General features: G+C 73.9%; 14 protein-coding genes. 7 read left to right on the forward strand and 7 right to left on the reverse strand.

All coding sequences use genetic code 11. The features are described 5' to 3' along the window. The first annotated feature begins 13 nt into the window (after positions 1–13). Together glgX and treY are read left to right on the forward strand one after the other, a co-directional pair. Positions 14–2,185 (forward strand): glycogen debranching protein GlgX, encoded by a 2,172-nt coding sequence (gene glgX / locus ACFWEE_RS26105; RefSeq protein WP_386892634.1) that lies wholly within the window; start codon positions 14–16, stop codon positions 2,183–2,185. A 137-nt stretch (positions 2,186–2,322) separates the two neighbouring features. After that, on the forward strand, positions 2,323–4,737 hold the full coding sequence (treY, locus tag ACFWEE_RS26110) for a malto-oligosyltrehalose synthase (RefSeq protein WP_386892636.1): 2,415 nt from the start codon (positions 2,323–2,325) through the stop codon (positions 4,735–4,737). 87 nt (positions 4,738–4,824) lie between these two features. Here the strand turns inward: treY and ACFWEE_RS26115 are convergent, their stop codons facing one another. Further along, positions 4,825–5,430, reverse strand: a complete 606-nt coding sequence (locus ACFWEE_RS26115) for an FHA domain-containing protein (RefSeq protein ID WP_386892638.1) — start codon at positions 5,428–5,430, stop codon at positions 4,825–4,827. 233 nt (positions 5,431–5,663) lie between these two features. On the opposite strand from ACFWEE_RS26115, the gene ACFWEE_RS26120 reads away from it, so the two are divergent. Next, complete coding sequence (locus tag ACFWEE_RS26120) at positions 5,664–6,617, forward strand: GNAT family N-acetyltransferase (RefSeq protein WP_386892640.1); 954 nt, start codon at positions 5,664–5,666, stop codon at positions 6,615–6,617. Between the two features lie 64 nt (positions 6,618–6,681). On the opposite strand, the gene ACFWEE_RS26125 is transcribed toward ACFWEE_RS26120, so the two are convergent. Further along, positions 6,682–7,803, reverse strand: a complete 1,122-nt coding sequence (locus tag ACFWEE_RS26125; RefSeq protein WP_386892642.1) for an alpha-L-fucosidase — start codon at positions 7,801–7,803, stop codon at positions 6,682–6,684. Between the two features lie 59 nt (positions 7,804–7,862). Next, positions 7,863–9,320, reverse strand: coding sequence for a GH1 family beta-glucosidase (locus ACFWEE_RS26130; RefSeq protein ID WP_386892644.1), 1,458 nt, complete (start codon positions 9,318–9,320; stop codon positions 7,863–7,865). A 262-nt stretch (positions 9,321–9,582) separates the two neighbouring features. On the opposite strand from ACFWEE_RS26130, the gene treZ reads away from it, so the two are divergent. Then, a complete protein-coding gene (treZ, locus tag ACFWEE_RS26135; protein WP_386892646.1) occupies positions 9,583–11,343 on the forward strand; it encodes a malto-oligosyltrehalose trehalohydrolase in 1,761 nt (586 codons plus the stop codon). A gap of 42 nt (positions 11,344–11,385) precedes the next feature. Here treZ and ACFWEE_RS26140 read toward each other — a convergent pair whose 3' ends face one another. After that, positions 11,386–12,513 carry a M24 family metallopeptidase gene (locus tag ACFWEE_RS26140; RefSeq protein ID WP_386892647.1) on the reverse strand — a complete coding sequence of 376 codons (1,128 nt, stop codon included), beginning with the start codon at positions 12,511–12,513 and terminating at the stop codon, positions 11,386–11,388. A gap of 300 nt (positions 12,514–12,813) precedes the next feature. Here ACFWEE_RS26140 and ACFWEE_RS26145 point away from each other — a divergent pair, with 300 nt between their 5' ends. Then, positions 12,814–13,785, forward strand: coding sequence for a GNAT family N-acetyltransferase (locus ACFWEE_RS26145; RefSeq protein ID WP_386892648.1), 972 nt, complete (start codon positions 12,814–12,816; stop codon positions 13,783–13,785). Between the two features lie 18 nt (positions 13,786–13,803). Here the strand turns inward: ACFWEE_RS26145 and ACFWEE_RS26150 are convergent, their stop codons facing one another. Then, positions 13,804–14,457 carry a hypothetical protein gene (locus ACFWEE_RS26150; RefSeq protein WP_386892650.1) on the reverse strand — a complete coding sequence of 218 codons (654 nt, stop codon included), beginning with the start codon at positions 14,455–14,457 and terminating at the stop codon, positions 13,804–13,806. A gap of 31 nt (positions 14,458–14,488) precedes the next feature. Beyond that, entirely contained in the window at positions 14,489–15,577 is a 1,089-nt protein-coding gene (locus ACFWEE_RS26155; protein ID WP_386892651.1) for a MerR family transcriptional regulator, read from the reverse strand. 214 nt (positions 15,578–15,791) lie between these two features. On the opposite strand from ACFWEE_RS26155, the gene ACFWEE_RS26160 reads away from it, so the two are divergent. After that, positions 15,792–16,784, forward strand: a complete 993-nt coding sequence (locus ACFWEE_RS26160) for a S41 family peptidase (RefSeq protein ID WP_386892652.1) — start codon at positions 15,792–15,794, stop codon at positions 16,782–16,784. 47 nt (positions 16,785–16,831) lie between these two features. Here the strand turns inward: ACFWEE_RS26160 and ACFWEE_RS26165 are convergent, their stop codons facing one another. Next, positions 16,832–17,536 (reverse strand): nucleoside triphosphate hydrolase, encoded by a 705-nt coding sequence (locus ACFWEE_RS26165; RefSeq protein ID WP_386892653.1) that lies wholly within the window; start codon positions 17,534–17,536, stop codon positions 16,832–16,834. 88 nt (positions 17,537–17,624) lie between these two features. Between ACFWEE_RS26165 and ACFWEE_RS26170 the strand changes: the two genes are divergently transcribed. Beyond that, positions 17,625–18,017, forward strand: a complete 393-nt coding sequence (locus tag ACFWEE_RS26170; RefSeq protein ID WP_386892655.1) for a VOC family protein — start codon at positions 17,625–17,627, stop codon at positions 18,015–18,017. The last annotated feature ends 247 nt before the right edge of the window (positions 18,018–18,264 follow it).

Raw genomic sequence — 18,264 nt, forward strand, 5'->3', positions numbered from 1 at the left:
AAGAGTCATATCTATGCAGGTCTGGCCGGGACAGGCGTATCCGCTCGGCGCCACGTACGACGGCGCCGGGACCAACTTCGCGGTCTTCTCGGAGGCCGCCCACCGCATCGAGCTGTGTCTGCTGCACGAGGACGGTTCCGAGACGGCGGTCGAGCTCCGCGAGACCGACGCGTTCGTCCGTCACGCCTACCTGCCCGGCATCATGCCGGGTCAGCGGTACGGCTTCCGCGTGCACGGGCCCTACGAACCCCAGAACGGGCAGCGGTGCAACTCCGCGAAGCTGCTGCTCGACCCCTACGCGCGGGCCGTCGCCGGGAAGATCGAGTGGGGCGAGGCGGTGTACGGCTACCCCTTCGGGCGGCCCGACGCGCGCAACGACCTCGACTCGGCGCCGCACATGATGAGCTCCGTCGTGGTCAACCCGTACTTCGACTGGGGCGACGACCGCAGGCCGCGTACGGACTACCACCGCACGGTGATCTACGAGGCCCATGTGAAGGGCCTGACGATGCTCCACCCGGGTCTCCCGAAGGAGCTGCGGGGCACCTACGCGGGCCTGGCGCATCCGGAGGTGATCGCCCATCTGACGGAGCTGGGGGTCACCGCGATCGAACTGATGCCGGTGCACCAGTTCGTCCAGGACCATCGTCTGGCCGACGCCGGACTCGCCAACTACTGGGGCTACAACACCATCGGCTTCTTCGCCCCGCACAACGCGTACGCCTCCTGGGGCGACCGCGGGGAGCAGGTGCTGGAGTTCAAGCAGGCCGTGCGGGCGCTGCACCAGGCGGGCATCGAGGTGATCCTCGACGTGGTCTACAACCACACCGCCGAGGGCAACCACCTGGGGCCGACGCTCTCCTTCCGGGGGCTGGACAACGCCTCGTACTACCGTCTGACGGACGACCAGCGCTACTACATGGACACCACGGGCACCGGGAATTCGCTGCTCATGCGGTCCCCGCACGTACTCCAGATGATCATGGACTCGCTGCGGTACTGGGTGACCGAGATGCACGTGGACGGGTTCCGCTTCGACCTGGCGGCGACGCTCGCCCGCCAGTTCCACGAGGTGGACCGGCTGTCGTCCTTCTTCGACCTGGTGCAGCAGGACCCGGTGGTGAGCCAGGTCAAGCTGATCGCGGAGCCCTGGGACGTCGGCGAGGGCGGCTACCAGGTCGGCAACTTCCCGCCGCTGTGGACCGAGTGGAACGGCAAGTACCGCGACACCGTGCGCGACCTGTGGCGGGGCGAGCCGAGGACGCTCGCGGAGTTCGCGGGACGGCTGACGGGCTCCTCCGACCTCTACCAGGACGACGGCCGCCGCCCACTCGCCTCGATCAACTTCACCACCTGCCACGACGGTTTCACCCTGCACGACCTCGTCTCGTACAACGACAAGCGCAACGAGGCAAACGGCGAAGGAAATCGCGACGGCGAGAGCCACAACCGCTCGTGGAACTGCGGAGCGGAGGGCGAGACCGACGATCCCGGCGTGCTGGAGCTGCGGGCGCGGCAGATGCGCAACTTCATCGCCACGCTGATGCTCTCGCAGGGCGTGCCGATGCTGAGCCACGGCGACGAGTTCGCCCGCACGCAGAACGGCAACAACAACGCCTACTGCCAGGACAACGAACTCTCCTGGGTTCACTGGCCCGATCCCGGGCGCAAGCCGGGCGAGGCCGACGAGGGCGGGGAGGACGGTGCGCAGCAGGTACGGAAACCGGGCGACGGGCTGCTGGAGTTCACCCGGGCCATGGTCTGGCTGCGCCGGGACCATCCGGTGTTCCGGCGGCGCCGCTTCTTCCACGGACGCCCCGTCGAAGGCACCCACGACGAGCTCTCGGACATCGCCTGGTTCACGCCCGAGGGCAAGGAGATGACCCAGCGGGACTGGCAGGCCGCGCACGCCAAGGCCATGACCGTCTTCCTCAACGGGCACGCCATCTCGGAGCCCGGACCGCGCGGTGAGCGGATCTCCGACGACTCCTTCCTGCTGATGTTCAACGCGGGCGCGGAAACGCTGGACTTCGCGGTGCCCGTCAACCACGGCGCGCAGTGGGAGGTCGTGGTCGACACGGGCCGCCCGGAAGGGGTGCCGCCCGGGAGCGGGCCCAAGGTCGCGGCGGGCGAGCACCTCTCGCTGATCGGCCGGAGCCTCACCGTCCTCAAGCGCCCCGCCTGAGTGGGGACGGTGGGTGCGGGACCGGTGTCCCGCACCCACCGTCCGGGTGAATTCCCCCGGGTGCATCCGTGCGGTCACGGGCAGCCGGGAGCGCGGCGGATGACACGGACGGGCCGCGAGTGGGTACTCAACCGGTCATGACGCCCACCGCCACGTACCGGCTCCAGCTCCAACCGGACTTCACCTTCGCGGACGCCGGGGAGGCGGTCCCGTACCTCGCTTCGCTCGGAATCTCCCATCTCCACCTCTCCCCCGTCCTGGAGGCGGTGCCCGGGTCGCTCCACGGGTACGACGTCACCGATCCCGGCCGGGTCCGCACCGAGCTGGGCGGCGAGGACGGGCTGCGCGGCCTCGCGGCGACGGCCCGCGCGCACGGGATGGGGCTGGTCGTCGACATCGTGCCGAACCACATGGCCGCGTCCCCGCGCCACAACAGGGCGCTGTGGGAGGTGCTCCGCGACGGGCCGTCCTCGCCGTACGCCCGCTGGTTCGACATCGACTGGGAGGGCGGCGGCGGAAAGGTGCTGCTGCCCGTGCTCGCGGGCCCGGTCGGCGACGAGCTGGGAGGGTTCACCGTCGACGGAACGGTGCTGCGCCACGGCGAGCAGGAGTTCCCGCTGCGCCCGGGCACCGAGGGGCTGGCCCTGCCCGGACTGCTGGACGCCCAGCACTACCGGCTCGGCTGGTGGCGACTGGCCCGCACGGAGCTGAACTATCGGCGGTTCTTCACCATCGCGGACCTGATCGCCGTGCGGGTCGAGCACCCCGAGGTCTTCGACGCCACCCACGGCAAGATCCTCGAACTCGTCCGGGACGGTGTCGTCGAGGGGCTGCGCGTCGACCATCCGGACGGCCTCGCCGATCCGGCCGCGTACCTGGAGCGGCTGGCCGAAGGGACCGGCAGCCGGTGGACGGTGGTGGAGAAGATCCTCACCGGCGAGGAGACCCTCCCGGCCGGCTGGGCGGTGGCCGGGACCACCGGATACGACGCGCTGCACCGCGTCGACGGCCTCTTCACCGACCCGCTCGGCTCGTCCGAACTCCTCGGCCATTACCGCGCGTTCGCCGCTCCTTCGGCCGACGGGGGCGGTTCCTGGCCCGAGACCGCGCGGCGGGCCGCCCGGCATGTCGTCGGCCACGACCTGGCCGCCGAGACGGCCTGGCTCACCCGGCTGGCCGCACGGATCTGCGCCCGGGAGCCCCGGCTCCGCGACCACGCCCCGTGGGCGCTGCACACGGCCGTGACCGAACTGCTGGTCCGCGTCCCGGTGTACCGGCCGTACGTCGTGGCGGGCGGCCCGGTCACCGAGTCCGCCGAGGCGGCTCTGCCGGACGCGGCGGTACGGGACGCGAAGGCCGCGTTCTTGGTACCCGAGGAGGCCGGGGCGGTGGACGTGGTACGGGAGCTCGCGCTCGGAAGACTGAGCGACGGCCCGGAACAGGTCTCCTTCTGCGCCCGGTTCGCCCAGACCGCCTCCGCCCTGCACGCCAAGTCCGTGGAGGACACCGCGTTCTACCGGTACGTACCGTTGATCTCGGCGACCGAAGTGGGCGGCCGGCCGGGCGGGCCCGCGGTGGAGCCCGCCGCCTTCCACGCGTTCTGCGCCCGGCTGGCGCGCGACTGGCCGACCACCGGCACGGTACTCACCACGCACGACACGAAGCGCAGCGCCGACGTCCGCGCCCGGATCGCCGTCCTCTCGGAGTGCCCCTCCCGGTGGGCCGAGTTGGTGGGCCAGGTGACGGGGGCGACATCGACGAAGACACCGGACGCCCAGCTCTCCTGGGCGGCCTGGCAGTCGGCCTTCGGCTGCGTGGATCTGCCGGCCTCCGAGACAGCGGGCAGGCTGGAGCCCGCACTGCTCAAGGCCGTGCGCGAGGCGGGCCTCCACACCACCTGGACCGAGCCCGAGGCGCCCTACGAACGCGCGGTCTCCGACTTCGTCGCGGCGGGCCCCGGCACGGCGTCCGGCCCCGCCCGGGACCTCCTCGCGGCCTTCGCCCGCTCGCTCGCCCCCCAGGTGCGGGCCAACGTGCTGGGCGCGGCACTCGTCCACCTGACGATGCCGGGGGTCCCCGACCTCTACCAGGGCACCGAGCGGGAGTACCTCGCCCTGGTGGACCCGGACAACCGGCGGCCCTTCACCGCGCCGGATCCCGGAGCGGGATCCTCGGCGGCGGAAGCATCGGGCACTTCGGCCGAGAAGGCCCGCCTGACCGCCACCGCGCTCCGCCTCCGCGCCGAACTCCCGCACGTGTTCGGCGAGTCGGGGACGTACACCCCCCTCACGGCGCGGGGTGCGGCGGCGGAGCACGTGGTGGCGTTCTGCCGGTCGGGCGAGGTGGTCACGGCGGTGACCCGGCTCTCGCTCCGGCTGGCCGAGGCGGGTGGCTGGGCCGACACGGTCCTGCCACTCCCGGACGCCGGACCGTGGCACGATCTCCTGACCCCGGAGGGGGAGTTCGGCGGCGGCGAGGTGAAGGCCGCCGAGCTGTTCGCCGCCCGCCCGGTCGCGCTGCTCAGGAGGGGGCCGCGGGCTCGGGGGGCGTGATTCCGCCCGGCGCGGAAGGCGCCCCGGCGGGCCGCGTGGCGGTCGGCCGCCACCATCCGGCACGGTGGGAGACCGGACCGGCCGGGCTCAGAGGGGTGGCGGGCCGTCCGGCGGGAGGGCCGTCCGCCGGTCCGGCGGAAGGGGCGGGGGCGCGGTCAGGCGGAAGGTCATGTGGCCGAAGCTCACCTGGTCGCCCTCCCGGACCGGGACCAGGCCGACGACCCGCTGCCCGTTGACGCAGGTGCCGTTGGTCGAGCCGAGGTCGCGGAGCAGCCAGATCCGTCCCCGGGCGGTGAGTTCGGCGTGGTTGCGGGAGACCGTCTCGTGGTTGAGCCGCAGTCCGTTGCCCGGGTCGCGTCCTATGAGCAGCGGGTACGGTCCCGGGGCGGGCAGCAGGAGTTGGGGCAGCTTCCCGGCCCGCCAGGCCATCCGCAGCCGTCCCGGGAAGCCCGAGACTCCGCCGACCGCGCGCAACAGCCCCTGGCTCCAGGCGCGTTCCGTGCGCAGGTCGGCGGTGAGGGCCGCAAGGTCCTCGGGGCGGTGGGCGGCGAGGGCGAGTTCCATCCGGCGCAGGAAGGTGTCGTGGGAGAGGCGCCCCTGTGCGGCGCCCTCTCTGAGCACGCCGAGGACACGGTCGCGCTGGGCGTCGGAGACCCGCGCGGGATACGTGTGGAACTCGGAGGAGGACGTCACAGGCTGATTGTCGGTCCGGGCGGCCCGGGGTGTCCAGAAGGGGCGGCTGCGGACCGGGACGGGGAGCTGCGCCGGGCCCGAGGGCCGGACGTACCGCTCGGCGCGCCGGGGCCTCTCCCGGGCGATGCGGGCCGGGTGCGGGAAATGGCGGTGCGTGCGCGTCGGATGCGCTGCTATCGTCTGCCGCCGCGAGCACCCGGTGATCACCGGGGCCGACGATCCCCTGGAGCAACGTGACATCCGCTGTACCCGACCTGACCTTCCGCCCGCTTTCCGGCCCCGCCGAACTCCCTCTCTTCCAGAGCCTGCCCTACGTCCTCGACCACGAGGTGGCCGACGACCTCACGGCGGGGCGGCGGAGTCCGTCGTGGCTCTGGGTGGCCCTGGACGGCGACCGGGTGGTGGCGAGGGCCGGGTGGTGGAGCGGTTCCGGGGGTGCTCCCGCGCTGCTCGACTTCTTCGACGTGGACGACGCGCTGCCCGCCGCCGAACGGCTCCGGATCGGCGCCGCCCTCGTGGAGGCCGCCACGGCGGCCGTGGTGCCCCCGGGGACACCACGGCCGGAGTACGAGCGTTTCGTGCCGCCCGACTGGCGGGAGGACCCGGCCGCGCGGGCGGTGGTCGAGGCGCGGACCGGAGCCCTGGAGAGGACCGGGGCGCGGATGCTGGTGGAGCGGCTGAGACTGGAGTGGCGGGCCGGCACCCCGGTGCCCCAGGGCTCCGGGCGCCTGCGGTTCCGGCCGGTGCGGGACCGCGAGGATCTGGTCGCCCTCATGACCCCCGTGATGGAGGGCACCCTCGACGCGCACGGACAGCAGGACCTGGCGGCCGGGTTGTCGGCGCGCGAGGCGGCCGAGCGGCACTACGACGAGGAACTCGCGCGCTACTCGACCCCCCGTGACTGGTGGCGCGTCGGCGAGCTCCCGGACGGGGAGCCCGTCGGGTTCGTCGTCCCGGCGCGCAACAACTACAACCCGGTCATCGCGTACATCGGGGTGCTGCCCGGCCGCCGCGGGCAGGGCTACGTCGACGACCTGCTCGCCGAGGGGACCCGGGTGCTCGCCGCGCAGGACGGGGTGGAGCGCGTCCGGGCCGCCACGGACCTCGGCAACCAGCCGATGGCCCGGGCGTTCCGGCGGCTGGGGTACGTCAACTTCGAGCGGGCGCTCAACATGGTCTGGGACTGATCCGGTCCGGGACCGAGCCGGTCCGGGACCGAGCCGGTCCGGGACCGAGCCATCCGCCCGGTGGTCAGCCGGTCGTCTCCGCTTCCGCCGCCCGGTCCTGCGCGAGCCAGTCCAGCCGCAGCAGTTGTTCCTCGGGGATGGCGGCGTCCTCGCCCCGCGGTCCGACGTTGAGCAGCAGGTTGCCTCCGTCGGCCGCGGTGTCCTCGACCAGTGCGGCGAGGGTGTCGCGGTCGAGGAAGGCGTCGGGCGGGGAGTTGCGGTTGTAGCCGAAGCTGTGGTCGATGCCGCGGGTGATCTCGTACGGGTCGGGGCCGGTGTAGCGGGCGAACTCCGGTGTACGGAAGTCGTAATAGGGCGGCTTGCGCGGGACGAACCCCTCGTCCTGGGCGATCGTCCGCCGCTCCCAGCGGTCGTACAGCGCCCCGGCTCCCGGGAGGGCGAAGGTGCGCCAGAGCGGCGAGCGCGGCAGCAGCCGGTCGTTGACCACGCCGTGCGGGACGGTGAAGCGGTAGAAGTCGATCAGGCGCCGGATCTCGGGGACGCCGGACGGCCAGGCGATGTCGTTCCAGAGGATGTCGGGGCGGTAGCGCCGTATGAGTTCCCGCAGTTGGGCGTCGGCGTAGTCGGGGTACGCGCCGCGCGGCACGGAGGCGAGCATGTCGGCGGCGGTGCCGACCGGGCGGCTGTCGAAGGTCCAGTCGAGCCCGCCGGAGTAGTACACCCCGAAGCGCAGCCCCTCGGCCCGGACCGCTTCGGCGAACTCGCCCACCACGTCGCGGGTGGTGTGCCAGCCCGCCCGGTTCGGGTTGCGTACCCCGGAGGGCCAGAGGCAGTAGCCGTCGTGGTGCTTGGTGACCAGGACGGCGTAGCGGGCTCCGGCGGCGCGGAAGGCGCGTGCCCAGGCGGCGGGGTCCCAGCCCGCCAGCCCGTCCTCGAACTCCCGGCCGAAATCGGTGTACGGCTTGGAGCCGTAGGTGGCCCGGTGGTGGGCGGAGACCGGGCTGCCGGGGAAGCGGAGCCCGTTCTCGTACCACTCGGCGTACGAGGTCCAGGCGAGCGGGGCCGTCCGCCCGGCCAGGGGCAGGTCGGCGGGCGCGGTGTAGGGCGGGGCCCAGCCGGGGACCGACGCGGGCGTCCAGTGCACGAATATCCCCAGGCCGGCCTGGGTCCACCATTGAGCAACCATGGCGCGAAGTATCGGTCACCGGGGCCCGGCCGGGAAGCCCCGCCCGCTCCGCGCCCGGGTCAGCCCGGTCGTACGGCGGTCTCGGCGCCGGCCGGTTCCACCGCCCCGGCGGCCTGTTGTCCGATGAACTCCACTCCCGGCGGGCCCTGTTCGGCCGGAACGGATCCGGCCGGCGCGCGCTGGGCCCGGATGACGTCGCGGTACCAGGCGTAGGACTCCTTCGGGGTCCGGCGCAGGGTCTCGTAGTCGATGTGGACGAGACCGAAGCGCTTGCTGGCTCCCTCGGTCCACTCCACGTTGTCGGTGAGCGACCAGGTGAAGTAGCCGCGTACGTCCACGCCTTCACCGATCGCCCGGTGCAGGGCGTCCAAGTGGCCCTCCAGGAAGGCGATGCGGCGGGTGTCGCTGACGGCGTCGTCCACCGCACAGCCGTTCTCGGTGATGTAGAGCGGCGGCAGCCGGTCGCCGTAGCGGTCGCGGAGCTGGACGAGGGTCTCGCGCAGCCCGTCGGGGACGACCGGCCAGCCGAAGTCCGTCTTCTCGTACCCCTCGATCTCCCGGATGCCGAAGGGGAGTTCGGCGGGGATCTCGAACCCGGCGAAGGAGTCGAGCGCTTCGGGGCGGGGGGCCCCGACGAGGGTGGGGTTGTAGTAGTTGACGCCGTACCAGTCGAGCGGGGTGGAGATGGTCTTCAGGTCGTCGGCGACCGGTCCCGGCATCAGCGCGGCGAATCCCTCGTCGGGGTAGCGTCCGGCGAGCAGCGGGTCGGCGAAGAGCCAGTTGGTGAGGGTGTCGTACAGCGAGGCCGCGTCCCGGTCCTCGTCCGAGTCACCGGCCGTCCAGACGGGGCTGTGCGAGACGGCGACGCCGATGTTGGAGGCTCCGGCGGCGCGCAGCGCCCGGACGGCCAGCCCGTGGGCGAGGAGCTGGTGGTGGGCGGCGGGCAGGGCGTCGAAGAGGAGGGCGCGGCCGGGCGCGTGCTGCCCGAGGGCGTAGCCCAGCAGGGTGACCTCGGCGGGCTCGTTGATGGTGATCCACATGGGGACGCGGTCGGCGAGCCGTTCGGCGACGATGCCCGCGTACTCGGCGAAGCGGTAGGCGGTGTCCCGGTTGAGCCAGCCGCCCTCCTCGTCCAGCGGCAGCGGGGTGTCCCAGTGGTAGAGCGTGGGGGCGGGGGTGATGCCCCGGGCGCAGAGTTCGTCGACGAGCCGGTCGTAGAAGTCGAGTCCGGCGGGGTTGACCGCGCCGCTGCCGCCGGGCACCACGCGGGGCCAGCTGATGGAGAAGCGGAAGGCGTCGGCGCCGAGCCCGGCGAGCAGGCCGACGTCCTCGCGCCAGTGCTCGTGGAACCCGGTTCCCCGGGTGGTGTCGGTGCCGTCCTTGATGCGGCCGGGCACGGCGGCGAACGCGTCCCAGCCGGAGAGGCCCTTGCCGTCGGCCTCGACGGCTCCCTCGGTCTGGAACGCGGAGGCGGAGGCTCCCCAGAGGAAACCGGGAGGGAACTTCGGCACGGTCATTTCGGCCTCCATCAGCCGTACGTCGGCGTACGTATGAGCAGGATCGGGCAGGGCAATGATCAGAGCAGACCTTAAGGGGTGATCCGTACTCCTGTGCGCGGATGCGCGGAACACGGGACATCCCCTCGCCCCGGCGGAACCGGTCCAGTATTCCGGGCGGGGCGTGGGACTTCAGCCGATCATGAAAGCTGGTCCGGACTTCCCTCCGGCGCTTCCGGCTTTTCATACGAATCACTGACACATGACGGACGGGGAGTGGCGGATGAGGTTCGAGGTGTGGGCCCCCGGGGCCGGGTCGGTCGGACTCCAGCTGTCCGGCAACCGGCTGGCGATGGGGCGTGACGAGTCCCGTGCGGGCTGGTGGACGGCCGAGGCGGACGCGGCGGACGGCGACCGGTACGGCTTCTCGGTGGACGAGGGGCCGCTGCTCCCCGACCCGCGCTCCCGGCGCCAGCCGGACGGTCCGGACGGCTTGAGCGCGGTGGTCGACCAGGAGGCGTACGCCTGGCGGAACGACTGGCGGGGGCGGGGGCTGCCGGGCGGCGTGCTGTACGAGCTCCACGTCGGTACGTACACCGGTGAGGGCACCTTCGACGCGGCGGCGCGGAGGCTGGGCCATCTGGCGGAACTGGGTGTCACGCACGTGTCGTTGATGCCGGTCTGCCCGTTCCCCGGCACCCACGGCTGGGGGTACGAGGGCGTGTCGCTCTGGGCCGTCCACGAACCGTACGGAGGCCCGGCGGCGCTGAAGCGGTTCGTGGACGCCGCGCACGGGCTGGGTCTCGCGGTGCTGCTGGACGTCGTCCACAACCATCTGGGGCCGTCCGGCAACTACCTCCCTGCCTTCGGCCCGTACTTCACCGAGACGCACCACACCCCGTGGGGCGCGGCGGTCAATCTGGACGCCCCGGGTTCGGACGAGGTACGGGCGTATCTGCTGGGCAGCGCGCTGGCCTGGCTGCGCGACTACCGGCTCGACGGGCTGCGGCTGGACGCGGTGCACGCGCTCGCCGACACCCGGGCTCTGACCTTCCTGGAGGAGCTGGCGGCCGGGGTGGACGCGCTGGCCGCCGAGGTGGGCAGGCCGCTGACGCTGATCGCCGAGTCCGACCTCTGCGACCCCCGGACGACGACCCCGCGCCCGGCGGGCGGGCTGGGGCTGCACGCGCAGTGGAACGACGACTTCCACCACGCCCTGCACACCGCTCTCACGGGCGAGGCGCAGGGCTACTACGCGGACTTCGCCGCCGCGCCGCTGGCCGCGCTGGCCAAGACGGTGACGCGGGCCTTCTTCCACGACGGCACGTACTCCAGCTTCCGGGGCCGGGCCCACGGCCGCCCGGTCGACGTCGCCCGTACCCCCGCCCACCGCTTCGTCGGGTACGCGCAGACCCACGACCAGATCGGCAACCGGGCCCTCGGCGACCGGCTCGCCGCCTCCCTGTCCCCCGGCCTCCAGGCGTGCGCGGCGGCGCTGGTGCTGACCGGCCCGTTCACCCCGATGCTCTTCATGGGCGAGGAGTGGGGGGCGCGGACCCCGTGGCAGTTCTTCACCGACCACACCGACCCGGAGCTGGCCGAGGCGGTGCGCAACGGCAGGCGGCGGGAGTTCGGGGCGCACGGCTGGGCCGAGGAGGACATCCCGGACCCGCAGGACCCCGCGACCCGGGAGCGGTCCTGCCTGGACTGGAGCGAACCGGAGCGCGCACCGCACGACCGGCTGCACGCCTGGTACCGGGAACTGATCGCGCTCCGCCGGGCCGTGCCCGACCTGCACGACCCGGACCTCGCCGCGGTGAAGGCCGCCTTCGACGAGCAGGCCCGGTGGCTGGCGCTGCGCCGGGGCGACGTGCGGATCGTGGTCAACCTGTCCGGCCGGCCCGCCACCGTCCCCCTGGGCGGCGGGCGGAACCGGGCCGGCACCGCACGGGTGCTGGCGGCCTGGGAGCCGGTGGAGGCACCGGGCGCGGACGGACTGCTGCGGCTGCCCGCCGAGTCGTGCGTGGTGCTGGCGGACGGGTGACCGGGGTGTCCGGGGTGTCCGGCGTGTGCGGGGCTTCGTGCCCTATCCGACGATCGCCAGCTCGCGGGCGGTGGAGTTGAGCCGCCTGCCGCCGTCCTCGGTGACGGTCACGATGTCCTCGATCCGCACCCCGAACCGCCCCGGGAGGTAGATCCCCGGCTCCACGGAGAAGCACATCCCCGGCACCAGCGGCTGCTCCTCGCCCTCGATCATGTAGGGCGGTTCGTGGGTGGTGACCCCGATGCCGTGGCCGGTGCGGTGGATGAACCGGTCTCCGTAGCCGAACTCGGTGATGACGGCGCGCGCCGCCCGGTCGACGTCCTGGCAGGCGGCCCCGGGCCGCACGGCGTCACACCCTGCCGCCTGGGCCTCGCGCACCACGTCGTGGACCCGCTGCTCCTCGGCGGTGGGCTCGCCGACGTGCACCGTACGGGAGGTGTCGGAGCCGTAGCCGTACCTCAGGCCGCCGAAGTCGAGGACCACCATGTCGCCGTGCTCGATGACCCGCTCGCCCGCCTCGTGGTGCGGGTTCGCGCCGTTCGGGCCGGACCCGACGATGGCGAAGTCCACCTGGGAGTGGCCGAATCCGATCAGCAGCTCCGTCAGGTCCGCCGACACCTCGGTCTCCCGCCGCCCGGCGAAGGGGACCTTCAGGATCTCCTCGTACGTGGCGTCGGCCGCCGCGCCCGCCGCCGCGAGCCGCTCCAGCTCCGCCGCGTCCTTGACCGCCCGCAGCATCGGCAGCACCTGGGTGAGCGAGGCGTAGGAGGTGCCGGGCAGCAGCTGCTGGAGCCCGAGCAGGTGCATGGCCCAGGCGTTGTCGCTGATCCCGTACCGGCCGGCGGCGTCGAGGAGGGGGGCGGTCACCTCGTACGGGTTCCTGGCGTCGGTCCAGTCGCGCAGCGAGAGGGCGGGGGCGCCGGTCGCCGCCTCGGCGTCGGGCGCCTCCAGCGTCGGTACGACCAGCACCGGCTCCTGGCCGGGGGTCAGTACGAGAAGGGTGAGGCGCTCGGTGCTGACGGGCTGGTAGCCGGTCAGGTGGACGAGGTCGGGGCCGGGCGCCACCAGGACACCGGCGAGCCCGGCCTCGGCGGCGGAGTCGGCCGCACGGGCCATCCGGGCCCGGTAGACATCGGCGGTGAACGGCTCGGGCGGGTTCGGGCTGGTCATGCGGGGGCCTCCAGAGGTGCTGCCGGTACGGATGCCGGTGGCGGCGCACCACTGCGCGCGCCGCACGGAGCATCCTGCCGCCGCCCGCCGCGGGACGCGAGCGCCGGGCGGGCGTGGCGGGGCGCCGGGTGCCGGGTGCGTGTGCGGCGGGCGGAGGCCGACACCCGCGGAATCATGATCCAAAACAGGTTGCCGGGCCGTCCCGCTTCCTGATTCCCTACCGGGGCACGGGCGCGGGTCCGGGCCCGCCCACCAGCACCAGCACCAGCACCAGCACCAGCACCAGAGCGAGGAACCCCCATGCAGCCGGGATACGGGATACGTACGCCCCTCGAATCCGACCTCCCGGCGATCCTCCGCACGGTGAACGCCGCGGGCCGGGCCGGGGACGCCACGGCGGCGGCCCAGACCGTCGACGAGTACGCGCGGATCTGGTCGCGTCTCGACACCGGCCGGGATGCCTGGATCGTGACAGGTCCCGGCGGGGAGATCGCGGGATACGGGCACCTGACGGCCGAGCCCGGCGAGGGCCGCGCCCACGCCGACGCGTACACCCACCCCGGCCACGAGGGCGCGGGCGTCGGCACCCGGTTGCTGGAACTGGCGGAGACCCGGGCGGCCGGGCTGGCGGCCGACGCCGGCCGGACGCTCTCGCTCGTCAACTACGTCTACCTCAAAGGCGCTTCGGAACGGCTTCTGCGCTCGCGCGGCTACCGCCGGACACGGGTCCACCAGCGGATGACGATCGCGCTGGACGGGCCGCTCGACGCACCCGTATGGGCGGACGGGGTCACCCTGCGGGCAAGCACCGGGACCGCCGAGGATCTGCGGGCGGTGCACGCCTGCGCCGAGGGCGCGTTCGGCGACCGCTGGGGTGCCGGGCCCCGCCCGTACGACGTCTGGGCCGACGACCTGCTGTACGACGGCTTCGACCCCTCGCTCTGGCTGCTCGCGGAGCGCGAGGGACGGATCGCGGGGGCGGCGCTCTGCAGGTTCCGCGACGTCCAGGGCGAACCCGCGGGCGAGGTAAGCCAGTTGGCGGTACGACGGGAGGACCGCCGCCTCGGGATCGGGCGGTCCCTGCTGCTCGCCTCCTTCGCCCTCTTCGCCGGGCGCGGCGCCTCCTCGGTCGGGCTGGACGTCGACAGCGAGAGCCTGACCGGCGCCCATCTCCTGTACGCGCGGGCGGGGATGGCGGTCACGGTCTCCATCGGCCGGTTCGAACGCGAGGTGCCGGGCGCGACCGCCGACGGTCCCGGCGCGCGGAGCTGAACGAAGAGGTCCCGCGCGTCATGCGGGAGCGGCCAGGGCGCCGACGGCCCGGCCGAGAAGGCGCTGTTCGTCCTCGGGCAGCCACCGGGCGGCGTGCACCATGTGCAGGGCCGTGGTCAGCCGCACCCGGTCCTCCTCCGTGCCGAGGTCCGCGAGGTGGGCGGGGAGGATCAGCCCCAGGGCCTTGAGGTCCCCGCGCGCGCAGAACCCGGCGAGCAGGGCGGACAGGAGGCCGTCGGCGGCACGCGGTACGGCCGCCCCGGTGGTGCGCAGCCCCTCGGCGATCGCCACCCTGACCCAGTCGGCGTACGGCCCCGGCGGCACCGCGCCGATACGGGCGGCGGCCAGCCGGAAGCTCTCGCGCGCCTCGTCCGGCTCGCCCAGGTCCTGGTGCGCCTTGGCCGTGTTGAGGTACAGGGAGGGGTAGAAAGCCGCCACCCGTTCGTCGCCGACCAGGTCCGCGCGGCGCAGGCACTCCCGGTTCCAGTGCAGGGTCCGCTCGGGCGTGGGCTGGTGGCGGGCCAGGTAGTGGGCGGCGACGCAGGCCTCGTAGTCGTCCGTGGCGCTCTCCCACGCCTGGTGGAAGAGGCGTTCGGCGTCGGCGGGCCTGCCTGCGGCTTCGGCCCGCATGCCCTGGGCGCAGAGCCTGACGACGGGGTTGTCGGGGTCCATGGTCTCGCTTTCGGTGCTGTGCGTCTGGGTGTCAGGTCCCGGTCGGGACGTCGTGGACCGGCATGACCAGCGTGGTGAAGCTGCCCTGGTCGGCGGAGCGGACGACCACGGGCCCGTGCGGGGCGGAGACCTCCAGCAGGACGTCGGGTCCGACGCCCGCGTCGAGCGCCGCCAGGAGGACCGCCGGGTCGAAGGCGACGCGCACGGGCGGCCCGGTGCAGAGCCCGGCCGGAGTGGCGGTGACCGTGCCCCGGAAGGCGACGGCGAGCCGCTGCCCGTCGGTCCGCAGGGTGACGGGCCCGTCGTGCGCGTCGGCGTCGACAGCCGCGCGCAGGGCGGTCCGGTCCGCGATGATCCGGTGGCGCGCGGCGGGCAGGGCGTCCAGCAGCATCCGGTAGTCGGGGAAGGTCCCGTCGACGGTCACCAGGTCGCGCATCTCGCCGGTGGCGCCGTGCAGCCGTACGCCCTCCGCGCCCACCTCGATCCCGAGATCCGGCAGCCGTACGGCCCAGGCTGCGAGGTCCCGCGCCCGCGCCGCTCCCAGCAGGAACCCGCACGCCTCCCCCTCGACGGAGCCGGAGGAGGGCCGCAGGGCGCGGACCGCCAGCCGGTAGCGGTCCGTGGCGACGAGCCGCACTTCCTCGCGCCCGAGTTCGACCAGGACGCAGCCGAGGGCCGGGAACTCCTCGGCCGCGGGCCCCGACGCCACCGCCGGGACGACCTGCCGGACCGCACTGGCCAGCTCCGCCCCTCCGATCCGCGCCGTGGCCCGGGGCGGGCCGCCCGGCAGGTCGCGGAGGATCTCCTCGATCGCCGACCGGGCCGCCTCGGCGGACTCACGGGCCCTCCTCGCGTGGGCCTCGAGTGCGGCGCGGGCTTCCGCGCGGGTCCCGTCGAGCACCACCGAGGCGTCGGTGAGCGGCATCCCGGCTTCGCGCAGCCGCCGCACCAGGACCGCGCGGGCTTCCTGCGCCGGGGCGTAGGAGCGGTAGCCGGTCGCGGCGTCGACGTGCGCGGGAGGCAGCACGCCGCAGTCGTCGTAGAAGCGCAGGGCGCTCGGAGCCAGGCCCACCCGGCGGGCGAAGGCGCCGATGCTCATCAGCGCGTCGGTGTCGTCCATGGGCGCGATTCTCGGCTCTCAAGCGGCTTGAAGGTCAAACGGCTCGAAGCCCGAAGGGAGCGGGGCCGCGCGTCCCGTGGCCGCGCCCACCCGCCGTAAGGGGTGGCGCCTGCCGGCCGATCCGTAGGAGAGTCGCACGGAGGCGCCGGGCACCGCGGGGGTGCGGCGCCGGACGAGGTGGAGGTGCGCGGTGGGGGTTCCGGCGGGAAGACGGATGCGCGGTCCGGTCCGGCTGGCTCTGGTGTCGGCCGTGCTGATGGGGGCGGGATGCGCGGGTGGGGGCGGTGCGGAGCCGGAGGACGGCACCATGGCACCGGAGGCGAGGGCGTATCTCACGTCCGCCCTGGACCTGATGGAGAAGCACTCCCTGGTGAAGGCAGAGGTGGACTGGCCGGAGGTCCGCCGGGACGCGTTCGCCCATGCGGCGAAGGCGCGGACGCCCGCCGAGACGTACGGGCCGATCCGGCAGGCGCTGCGGGACCTGGGCGACGGGCACAGCGCCTTCCTCGATCCGCAGGACGTCGCCCGGACTCTGGACACGTCGGCCGATGACCCGATGCTCCCCGAGGGGCGCCGCCTCCCGGGTGGCATCGGCTATCTGATGCTCCCTCCGGTCGCCTCCGACGAGGCCGCCGCCCCCTACGTCCGCTCGGCGCGGTCCACCGTCGCGGGGATCGACGACGAGGGTGCCTGTGGGTGGATCGTCGATCTGCGGGGCGAGAGCGGCGGGGACATGTGGGGACCGCTCGCCGCCGTGGGACCGGTCCTCGGCGACGGGGAGGCCGGCGCCGCCGTCCACGCGGACGGCCGGAAGGAGACCTGGGCCGTCCAGGACGGTACGCCCAGCGCGTACGCGGACGCCTGGGGGCCGGCCGCACCCCTGGCCCGGCCGCTGCCGCCCGTCGCCGTTCTGACGAGCCGCAGGACCGCGAGCGCCGGAGAGGCCGTGGTCATCTCCTTCCTGGGGCGCCCGGGCACCCGCACGTTCGGGGAGGCGACCATGGGGGTTCCCACGGCGAACTCCCCGTACCGGTTGTCCGACGGCGCGATGGTCGTCCTGACGGTGGCCCGCGAGGCGGACCGCACCGGGCGCGTGCACGACGGGCCTCTCACGCCCGACGTCGAGGTCCCCGAGACACGCGGGGAGGACAAGGCCCTGAAGGCCGCCACGGCCTGGCTCTTGGCCCAGCGGCCCTGCCGCTCCTGAGCCCTCGGCCCTGAACCGGCGGCGGCAGCCCGTGTACCGCCTGCCGCTCAGTCCTGGCGCGGGCGGGGCCGGACGACCAGGTCGGCCCGGTCGCGTCCGGCCTCGACCAGCCGGGCGTTCGCCTCGTCCGAATCCGCCACCCAGCGCTCGGCGTACGGCCTCGGCCTGCCGAACCGTACGTGCCGGTCGACCAGCCTCCGTACGCGTACGTCCGGATCGATGTCCACGTACCAGACCTCGTCGAGCAGCCCGCGCACCGGCGCCCAGGCCCCCTCGTCGTGGAGGAGGTAGTTCCCCTCGGTGACGACGAGCGGGGTGGTGGGCTCCACCGCGACGGATCCGGCGATCGGCTCCTCCAGCGACCGGTCGAACGCGGGGGCGTAGACCGTCTCGCCCCCGGGCGACGCGTACGCCGGGGCGCCGGTGCTGCCCGTGCCCCTGGCACCGGCCGTACTCCCGCCGCTGCCCGCTTCGCGCAGCCGTCGCAGCAGCGCGGCGTATCCGGCGGCGTCGAAGGTGTCCGGCGCGCCCTTGCGGGCGGCCCGGCCGAGCCGTTCCAGTTCGGCGCCCGCGAGGTGGAAGCCGTCCATGGGGACGAGTACGGCGGCGCCCGCGAGCGCCTCGACCAGTGCGCCGGCGAGGGTCGACTTTCCGGCGCCGGGCGGCCCGGCGATCCCCAGGATCCCGCGTCGGCCGGGGACGATGAGGGACCGGGCGCGGGCGGTGAGCGGTGCGAGGTCGTACGTGTCCATGCGGGCATTCTCCGGGCCGCTCGACGCCCTCGTTAGTGTTACGTATAACCGGAACCGTTCCGCACGCACCCGCTTCCGAGGAGCCGAGATGCCGCACATCGCCCTGACCACCCTGGTCGTCCACGACTACGACGAGGCCATCGCCTTCTACCGGGACGCCGTCGGCTTCGAACTGGCCGAGGACACCGACCGGGGCGACGGAACGCGCTGGGTCGTGGTCCGGCCGCGCGGTGCCGGGGCCACGGGCACGGGTCTGCTGCTGGCCCGCGCGAAGGACGGGGAGCAGCGGGCTGCGGTCGGGGCGCAGACGGGCGGTCGGGTCGGATTCTTCCTGCACACCGAGGACTTCGCGGGGGACCACGCGCGCATGACGGCGGCCGGGGTGCGGTTCCTGGAGGAGCCGAGGCACGAGGCGTACGGCTCGGTCGCGGTCTTCGAGGACCTGTACGGCAACCGCTGGGACCTACTCCAGCCCGCGTGAGGAGACGGACGCGCGGGGTCGCGCCCCGCCGCCCGGCCGGTGGGCTTCGGCGCGCGGCGGGGACGGCCCCGGGGGGTCCCGGCGAACCTGGCCGGAGGATCGCTCCGCACGCCCGCCGGAGCTTGATAGCGTCGCCCCCACGCGACTGCGGAACGCTCCCCGCCCCGGTCGCCGGCCGGCCCCGCGCGTCACCGGAACGGGCCTGCGCGCACGCGGGTTCGGGGACGGTCGCCGCAGGACGAAGAGG

The sequence above is a fragment of the Streptomyces sp. NPDC060184 genome, from assembly GCF_042728795.1.
Classification (GTDB): domain Bacteria; phylum Actinomycetota; class Actinomycetes; order Streptomycetales; family Streptomycetaceae; genus Streptomyces.

What these genes read in the sequence shown, in the direction of transcription:
- glgX (WP_386892634.1), top strand. Translation starts at nt 14, where the DNA reads ATGCAGGTCTGGCCGGGACAGGCGTATCCGCTCGGCGCCACGTACGAC.
- treY (WP_386892636.1), top strand. Translation starts at nt 2,323, where the DNA reads ATGACGCCCACCGCCACGTACCGGCTCCAGCTCCAACCGGACTTCACC.
- ACFWEE_RS26125 (WP_386892642.1), bottom strand. Translation starts at nt 7,803, where the DNA reads ATGGTTGCTCAATGGTGGACCCAGGCCGGCCTGGGGATATTCGTGCAC.
- ACFWEE_RS26130 (WP_386892644.1), bottom strand. Translation starts at nt 9,320, where the DNA reads ATGACCGTGCCGAAGTTCCCTCCCGGTTTCCTCTGGGGAGCCTCCGCC.
- treZ (WP_386892646.1), top strand. Translation starts at nt 9,583, where the DNA reads ATGAGGTTCGAGGTGTGGGCCCCCGGGGCCGGGTCGGTCGGACTCCAG.
- ACFWEE_RS26140 (WP_386892647.1), bottom strand. Translation starts at nt 12,513, where the DNA reads ATGACCAGCCCGAACCCGCCCGAGCCGTTCACCGCCGATGTCTACCGG.
- ACFWEE_RS26145 (WP_386892648.1), top strand. Translation starts at nt 12,814, where the DNA reads ATGCAGCCGGGATACGGGATACGTACGCCCCTCGAATCCGACCTCCCG.
- ACFWEE_RS26150 (WP_386892650.1), bottom strand. Translation starts at nt 14,457, where the DNA reads ATGGACCCCGACAACCCCGTCGTCAGGCTCTGCGCCCAGGGCATGCGG.
- ACFWEE_RS26155 (WP_386892651.1), bottom strand. Translation starts at nt 15,577, where the DNA reads ATGGACGACACCGACGCGCTGATGAGCATCGGCGCCTTCGCCCGCCGG.
- ACFWEE_RS26160 (WP_386892652.1), top strand. Translation starts at nt 15,792, where the DNA reads ATGCGCGGTCCGGTCCGGCTGGCTCTGGTGTCGGCCGTGCTGATGGGG.
- ACFWEE_RS26165 (WP_386892653.1), bottom strand. Translation starts at nt 17,536, where the DNA reads ATGGACACGTACGACCTCGCACCGCTCACCGCCCGCGCCCGGTCCCTC.
- ACFWEE_RS26170 (WP_386892655.1), top strand. Translation starts at nt 17,625, where the DNA reads ATGCCGCACATCGCCCTGACCACCCTGGTCGTCCACGACTACGACGAG.